At 77.3% G+C, this 5,194-nt stretch carries 3 protein-coding genes; all 3 read left to right on the top strand.

Features of this window, described 5'->3' with window-relative positions; all coding sequences use genetic code 11:
* Positions 1-672 precede the first annotated feature (672 nt).
* The gene (locus tag E2C05_RS28390; protein ID WP_158292429.1) at positions 673-3,207 is read left to right on the top strand and encodes a circularly permuted type 2 ATP-grasp protein; all 2,535 of its coding nucleotides are present in this window, start codon (positions 673-675) and stop codon (positions 3,205-3,207) included.
* The gene (locus tag E2C05_RS28385; protein ID WP_133223002.1) at positions 3,204-4,100 is read left to right on the top strand and encodes a transglutaminase family protein; all 897 of its coding nucleotides are present in this window, start codon (positions 3,204-3,206) and stop codon (positions 4,098-4,100) included. Before E2C05_RS28390 ends, E2C05_RS28385 begins: the two co-directional genes overlap by 4 nt.
* A 587-nt stretch (positions 4,101-4,687) precedes the next feature.
* Positions 4,688-5,194, top strand: a 507-nt coding sequence (locus E2C05_RS28380; protein ID WP_133223001.1) for a hypothetical protein, incomplete at its 3' end; no start/stop codon positions are given.

Here is a 5,194-nt window from a genome sequence, read left to right as displayed (position 1 = left end):
CGGTCCCGCCACAGGCGCGTGCCGGCCGGAGCGGCGCATGCCGGTCCCGCGCCGCGCGGCTCGGCGCCCCGGCGCCGCCCCCGTCCCCGCGGGTCATCCGGCCCGGTTGCCGGCCCGGGGCTGGCCGCGTCCCGGCCCTGGCACCGATGGGCGCGGATGCGTCCTTGGCCACCGGGGCGACCTGAGGCCGCCCAGGGATGCGAGCGGACCATCGCGGCCGGCGCCCCAGCGGAATGCCGGCGCCCGCCATGCCGGGATCGGGCGCCGCCCATCGCTGGCCAGGCCCGTTGGCGATCCTGCGCACCCCGCCCGCGGGCGGTTGCCCGCGCCGCTTGCCCGCCACCGGGGCGTCGCGCTATAGGATAATAATCCGTTTGGCGGTGGCGGCGACAGGACCCCGCGGATAAAGTCGCTCAATTCCAAAATTCCTCAGGCCCATGTGCCGGTGTCTCCGCGCGGATCAGCATGTTCCTCTGGATCGGGCCGATCCGGACTCAGCGCGATTTTACGCGCGCGCCGGCGCGCGCCGCGGCGGCAGGCTCCCCGGTGCGGCCCGCGGACCCGCTGTGCCCGCGGCCCTGCGGCCTCGGGCGGGGCGGCCCTGCCGCCGGCAGGGACGGCGGCAGCGCCCCCTCGCACGCCGCCCCCCGGCATGGCATCACTTCGGTCCAGATGACCCCAGCTTCCCCCCTCGATGAGATGGTGGACGGCGCCGCCGGCATCCGCCCCCATTGGCGCGGGTTGTTCGGCGCGCTCTCCGCCTTCGACCGCGGCGAGATCGCCGAGCGCGCCGCCCGGCTCGACCGGCATTTCGCCGAGGAGGGCGCCACCAGCCTGCTGCCGGGCGGGGAGGACGGGCCGGCCTGGCGCTGCGACCCGGTGCCGCTGATGCTCTCGGCCGCGGAGTTCGAATCCCTCGCCGCCGGCCTCGCCCAGCGCGCGGCGCTGCTGGAAGCGGTGCTGCAGGATGTCTATGGCCCGCAGGCGCTGCTCGCCTCCGGCGCGCTGCCGCCGGCGCTGGTCTATGCCAACCCCGCCTTCCTGCGGTCCTGCCGCGCGCCGGAGGGGCGGCGGGACGGGCCGCTGCTGCAGCTCTATGCCGCTGACCTGCTGCGGGCGCCGGATGGGCGCTGGCGGGTGCTGCGGGACCGCACGGCGGGGGCCACCGGCCTGGCGCATGTGCTGGAGAACCGCCGGGCGCTGGCGCGGCATGTGCCGGAACTGGTCGGGGCACGGGAGCTGCGCCGCCTCGGGCCCTTCTTCGACCTCTGGCAGGATGCGCTGCAGCGCCTGGCGCCGGCCGCCGCCGGCGGGCGCAACCCGGGCGTCGCCATGCTCACCGCCGGGCATGCCAGCCCGCACTGGACCGAGCATGTGATCCTCTCCCGCCGCCTGGCCTGCGCGCTGGTCGAGCCGGGCGACCTGACGGTGCGCGACGGCGGGCTATTCCTGAAGACGCTGCGCGGGCTGCAGCCGGTGGACGTGCTGCTGCGCCGGATGGATGGGCGGCAGATGGACCCGCTGGAAGCGGACCAGAGCCCCTGGCACGGCGTCGCCGGGCTGCTGGACGCGGTGCGGGGCGGCAGGCTGCGCATCGTCAACGACCCCGGCGCCGGCTTCGCCGAGGCGCCGGCGCTGGCCGCCTTCCTGCCGGCGCTGGCCGAGCCGCTGCTGGGCGGGCCGCTGCATCTCGGCGCCGCCCGCACCCTCTGGCTCGGCGACCCGGTGGCGCGGGCGGAGGTGCTGGGCGACCTGCCGCGCTGGATGATCCGCCGCGCGCTGGACGGCACGGTGCGCAGCATCACCGCCGGCGCGCTGCCGGAGGCGGCGCGGGCGGAGCTGGCCCAGCGCATCCAGGCGACGCCCGAGGACTATGCCGCCTGCGAGCGCATCCCGGCCTCCGTCGCGCCCTGCGCCGGGCCGGCGGGGCTGGAGCCGCGGCCGGTGATCCTGCGGCTGTTCCTGCTGCAGGACGGCACCGGCTGGCGGGCGCTGCAGGGCGGCCTGGCGCGCGCCTTCGCGCCGCCGGACGCCCGCACCGGCGCGCGGCCGGAGACGCTGTTCGCCAAGGATGTCTGGGTGCCGGCCGAGGATGCGACGGAGATCCAGGGCCCGCGCATGCTGGCGATCCGCGCCGTGCCGATCCGCCGCGGCAGCGGCGACATCCCGAGCCGGGCGGCCGACAATTTCTTCTGGCTCGGCCGCTACCTCGAAAGGCTGGAAGGCGGCGCGCGGCTGCTGCGCGTCGCGGCCAGCCGCCTCGCCGCCAGCGAGCCCAGCCCGCGGGCGCTGGCCGAGCTGAAGACCCTCGGCGCCTGCCTGGTGCGGGCGGAGCTGCTGGAGGCCGAGGCGGCGCAGCAGATCGGCACCGTCCCCGTCACCGCCGCCCTGCTGCGGGAGGTGCGGGAGAGGGGGCGCATGCAGGGGCTGCTGGGCCAGGTGGCGCGGCTGGCCGGGCTGCTGCGGGACCGGCTGACCGGCGAGATGCACCTCGCCCTCAACCGCGGCCTGCGGCAGCTGCGGGAGGAGTTCGATGCCGTGCCCGCGGGCCGGGAGGCGAACCGGGGCCTGGAGGCGCTGGGCCATGCCAGCGCCGGCGTGCTGGCCTTCGCCGCGACGGTCGCGGGCCTCGCCGCCGAGAACATGGTGCGCGGCGGCGGGCGGCTCTTCCTCGACCTCGGGCGGCGGGTGGAACGCGCCCAGGCCATCGTCGCCGAGCTGGCCCGCTGCCTCGACCAGCCTGGCGCCGCCGGGCAGCCGGCGCGGCTGGAACCGGGGCTCGCCCTGGCGCTCGAGCTGCGGGATTCCGTCATCACCTACCGCACCCGGTACCTCACGGTATTGCAGGCGGCGCCGGTGCTCGACCTGGTGCTGGCGGATGAGGGGAATCCGCGCGGTCTCGCCTTCCAGCTCTCGGCGGCAAGGGACATGCTGCTGGACTTGGAGACCGGGGCGGACCTGACGCGCGAGTCGCCGCTGGCCGCCCTGGCCGAGGATCTGCTGGAGGAGGCGCGGGCGATGGTGCGGGAGGTGGCGGAGGCGCCCTCGGAGGCGGAGGCGGCGATCGCCCTGCGGCCGCGCCTGGTGGCGCTGGAAGGCGCGCTGGCCGTGCTGTCGGACCGCATCACGCGGCGCTGGTTCGCGCTGCTGCCGGCGCCGCACAGCCTGGGGCCGGCGCCCGCCATCCGGCTGCGCGGCGCCGCGTGATCTACCGGGTCCGCCACGTCACGCGCTACGCCTATGGCGGGATGGTGGACCTGGCGGCGCATATGCTGCACCTGCGGCCGCGGCCGCTGCCCTTCCAGCGCGTGCTGTCGGCCGCGATCCTGACGGAGCCCCCGGCCTCCCACCGGCGGGATGGGCTGGACCATTTCGGCAACCCGGTCACCTGGCTGTTCATCGACGCGCCGCACGATGCCTTCGAGGTGACGGCGGAGGCCGAGGTGGAGGTCCGCTTCCCCGACCCGCCCCCGGCCGCCGCGACCCCGCCCTGGGAGAGGGTGCGCGACCTGGCCCGGGCCGGCGGGCGCCTGGCCTGGCAGGCCGCCGAATACCGCTTCGACAGCCCGATGGTGCCCGCCCTGCCGGCGGCCGGCGCCTATGCCGCCGAGAGCTTCCCGCCCGGCCGCCCGGTGCTGGAGGGGCTGCTGGACCTGAATGGCCGCATCCGCCGCGAATTCCGCTTCCGCGCCGGGGTCACCGACATTTCCACCCCGGTGGCGGAGGTGCTGCGGCGGCGGGAGGGGGTCTGCCAGGATTTCTCCCAGGTGATGATCAGCGGCCTCCGGGCGCTCGGCCTGCCGGCCCGCTATGTCTCCGGCTATATCCGCACCCGGCCGCCGCCCGGCCAGCCGCGCCGCCGCGGCGCCGACCAGAGCCATGCCTGGGTGGGCGCCTGGCTGGGGCCGGAGCATGGCTGGGTCGACCTCGACCCCACCAACGACGTGGTGGTGCGGGACGAGCATGTGGTGCTCGGCTGGGGCCGCGACTATGGCGATATCAGCCCGGTGCGCGGGGTGATGCTGGGCGGCGGCGAGCACGGCCTGTCCATCGGCGTGGACCTCGAACCGGTGGGGGAGGAGGCCGGCGCCGCCGGCTGATGCCGGCGCGCATGGCCCATCGCCGGCGCGAGGGAGACCAGTGCCCCCCAGGGCAGTCCCCCAAGGCGGTCCCCTTGGGCATCTCGCGCCGGCGGCGTGACGCGGCGCCCAGGTTCGTCCCGTGCCTCGATCGGTGCCGCGCGGCGTCGCCGCCGGGGTCCGCCGCGGCTGCCCGCCAAGGCCGCCTGCACCAAGGCCGCTTGCGGACCTCACCGGGCGCCGGCCGCGCCGTCCGGGGATCCCGCTTGGCGACTCCTTTGCCGGCCCGGAGCGGTGGGGAGCGGTGGCGTCCTGGCCGGCGGGATGGGCGGGGCCGCGGCCGCCATGCGGCGGTCCGCCGCGGCCCAACCGCCCCGGCAGGCGCGCCGGCGCGTCATTCTGGCCTAGCAAGCATGGCGCCGCGGACAGGCGCGGCCCGCCGGCCTTCGCCCGCCGGCCGCCTCGGCCCGGCTGGCAATTCTGTCATGGAAACAAAGGCTTCCCGCCGCTGGCGCGGCCCGCGCGCGGGATCGGCCGCGCCGGTCACTTCGACGTGGATCGCGATCCATCGCGCCGCGCCGGCCGGCCGGGCAGGCTAGGGTCGGCGCGTGGTCCAGCCCCTCGTCTCCCCGCCGCCGCTGCTGGCCGGCCGGCCGCCCTTCCGACTGCGCCGGCGTCGCCCGACCGGCTGGCATTGCCTGCTCGGCACCGCCATCGGCGGCCCCGCCGGCGCACGCATCCGGGTGAATGCGGTGCTGCTGCACCCGCAGCACGGCGTCGCCCTGGTCGATGTCGCCCCGCGCTCCACGCCGCGGGCGGAGGACGCGCTGCGGCAGTGCCTGGCCGAGGGCGGATTGCGCGCCTGGCCAGCGGCCGAGCTGCCGGTCGTCTATCTCTGCCTCACGCCCGAGGAATTGCGCGGGCTGCCGGCGCTGCTGCGCGCGGTGGTGGCGCAGCGTCCCTGGTCGCCGCGCCGGCCCGATCCGCGCTGGCTGCGGGAGGCGCGGGGGATGCTGCTGGCGCTCGACGCCCCGGCGCGGGCGGGGGCGGCGCGGCCTGGCTGGGCCATGGCCGCGCTCTCGCTCGCGCTGCTGGCCGGTGGCCTCGTCGCGGCG

The organism is Paracraurococcus ruber (assembly GCF_004353985.1).
GTDB classification, from domain to species: domain Bacteria; phylum Pseudomonadota; class Alphaproteobacteria; order Acetobacterales; family Acetobacteraceae; genus Paracraurococcus; species Paracraurococcus ruber.
The sequence above is the reverse complement of the archived record's forward strand: the minus strand, read 5'-3'. Positions and strand labels throughout refer to the sequence as shown.